This is a genomic window from Neobacillus drentensis (assembly GCF_036962765.1).
GTDB classification, from domain to species: Bacteria; Bacillota; Bacilli; order Bacillales; family Cytobacillaceae; genus Neobacillus; species Neobacillus drentensis_C.
In genome coordinates, this window is record NZ_JBALOS010000320.1 from 1 (window position 1) to 2,771 (window position 2,771).

2 protein-coding genes and 1 pseudogene are annotated in these 2,771 nt (G+C 38.6%); all 3 read left to right on the forward strand.

Going from position 1 to position 2,771, the window contains the following annotated elements; genetic code table 11:
* On the forward strand, positions 1-1,193 hold a 1,193-nt coding region (gene larC, locus V7137_RS28255; protein WP_335701139.1), incomplete at its 5' end, for a nickel pincer cofactor biosynthesis protein LarC.
* A 286-nt stretch (positions 1,194-1,479) separates the two neighbouring features.
* A pseudogene (locus V7137_RS28260) lies at positions 1,480-1,629 on the forward strand (protein CysJ); the annotation flags it as partial.
* Between the two features lie 313 nt (positions 1,630-1,942).
* The gene (locus V7137_RS28265) at positions 1,943-2,494 is read left to right on the forward strand and encodes a DJ-1/PfpI family protein (RefSeq protein ID WP_335701140.1); all 552 of its coding nucleotides are present in this window, start codon (positions 1,943-1,945) and stop codon (positions 2,492-2,494) included.
* The last annotated feature ends 277 nt before the right edge of the window (positions 2,495-2,771 follow it).

The window sequence follows — 2,771 nt, forward strand, 5'->3', positions numbered from 1 at the left end:
ATGAAGGCCATAGTCATTCTCATGGCGATCATCATCACCATCATGAAGACCATAGTCATTCCCATGGTGAGCATCATCACCATCATGAAGACGATGGACATTCCCATAGTGAGCACCATCACCATCATGAGGACAACAGCCATTCAGATAAGGGTCATCACCACGGCCATGAAGAACAGGATCATTTCCATGATCATCATCATTCACACAGAAAAGCTTCGACTATTTTAAATATGATAAATGAAAGCAAATTACCTAGCCGGGTTAAGAAAAGAAGTAGTGCTGTTTTTCAAGTGATTGCTGAGGCAGAGGGTAAAATACATGGCATGGATCCAAAAGATGTCCACTTTCATGAGGTGGGGGCAATGGATTCGATTATAGATGTAATCGGGGTATGTTTGGCCCTTGAGAACCTAGGAATCGATAAGATCATTGCTTCGCCTGTTCCAACAGGATTTGGGAAAGTCATGATGGCACATGGTCTTTATCCGATTCCTGCTCCGGCTACTGCTGAAATTTTAAGAGGAGTTCCTTTAGCAGATTTTCATGTAAGGGGAGAGTTAACGACCCCAACAGGAGCCGGATTTCTAAAAGCACTGGCTGATGAATATGGCCATATGCCTGCCATGTCAATAGAGCGGATTGGTTATGGGGCTGGAAAAAAGAATTTCAATCATCCGAATGTATTACGAGTTCTTCTGTTTCAGGCAAATGATGAACCTCAAAGAGAGACAATAACCATACTTGAGTGTCAGTTAGATGATATAACTGGGGAAACGTTGGGATATGTTATGGAAAAGGTTCTAAAGCACGGGGCACTAGATGTTTATTTTACTCCAGTAACAATGAAAAAAAGCAGACCCGGTTCACTTATTACGGTTCTTACAAAGCCACAAGATAGTATAGCGATGGAAGAGCTTCTACTTAAAGAAACCAGTACTTTTGGTGTTCGTAAGTCCGAATGCGCAAGGAGAATCCTGTCACGTCGTTTTGAAAAGATAGAAACTCTTTATGGGAATTTGACAGTTAAAATTGGATACGAAGGTGATAAGATTTACAAAATAACACCCGAGTATGAAGAGATAAAAGAGGCTGCCACTGAATACAATGTACCTCTTCTGGAAATCTATTCAGTCGTCCACTTGGAAGCTAGGAAGTTGCTCGAGCCAGTCGTAAATCGGAAAACTTTTTAGAGAAATTAGTGTTAGGATATTTTTAATTAGTCATTTTGGAAATAGCAGTAATTCCAGCTGCTACCATAACTAAAAATAGGCTGATTCAAATATATATTTTAAATCTAAATCATGCACGAATTATTCCTCTTTGTACTTACAAAATAAACTATGTTCCTAATTTCGCTGATAAACTTTATACGATGAACCGTACCATAAGTGTTAAATGAGGTTATAGATTGTGCCCAGATATGATTTACTAAAGGAATTCCACTTTTATTTGTAGAGTGGAATTTTTTGTTATAACGTGTGCGGAGATAAGGAATATATGGCGAAAGACGTCCATGAAACCCTTATTAATGTAATTGAAAAAGAAGGTGCGATGAGCCGCGATGAAGCAGAAGCACATCTAAAAGATATGCAGAAGCAAGGACGTTATCAACGTGATGTGTATTAAAAGGTAATTATATATATTTGCAAGAACCCTTCGTTCCGGTTGGTACGAAGGGTTTTTTAATAGAGTTTTTGGTCACATGTCGTCTTCATGTGACGATTTGATGCTATTTATCGCCCGTTCAATGGGCTGCGATGAAGCGTTACTAACGTGATGTGTATGAAAAGATAAGCTACAAATGCGGTATTGCGTATGATCTTTGCTGGATATGAGGCTAATGATACTATTTATTTTCGAGTATAAGGGAATTATTAGAAGCATTAAGAATATATAAATAAAGGCAATAGCCTAATTTTTTAACAGGGGGAGTTTTAAAGTGTCAAAAAAAGTTTTAATCCTAGCAGGAGATGCTGTAGAGGCATTGGAAATTTATTATCCGTATTTTCGTTGCCTTGAAGAAGACATCGAGGTACAAATAGCAGCACCATCAAAGAAGAAGCTGCAAACGGTAGTCCATGACTTTATTGGATGGGATACTTATACGGAAAGCAAAGGATACTTAATTGAAGCACAGTTAGCTTTTGAAGATGTAAATCCGGACGAATTCGATGGGCTCATTATTCCAGGAGGTAGGGCTCCGGAATACATTCGCTTAAATGAACATGTTCCAAGAATTGTCGCGCATTTTTTTGAAGCAAATAAACCTGTGGGGGCCATTTGCCATGCAAGTCAGGTGTTAACAACCGTTCGTCAATACTTGGAAGGTCGAGAATTGACAGCCTATATCGCCTGTAAGCCGGATGTAGAAGCAGATGGAGCAACCTATATAACAAATCCTCTCCATGTTCAAGGTAATCTCGTTTCGGGGCATGCATGGCCAGATCTTCCGGGGTTCATGAAAGAGTTTATTAATCTTTTAAACCAATAAGACTATTATCTGATTAGCACTTAGTAATCTAGAAATAAGACATAATGGATACGGATTCATGGGGCAGCTTGAGGAGTTGGGCTGCCCATGGCACTTTTAAAAATGAAATAAGGTAATTGTCTCTCGAACAGTATCCAAGGGAAAACATTATGCATTATAACAGAAACTGTTAGCCCAAAAGATTATCAATCTGGGGATTTAATAAAAGTGATTAACAAAAGAACAATTTAAAGTCACTTACTATCTTAATATTTGATTCGGTGAACCGTATCATAAG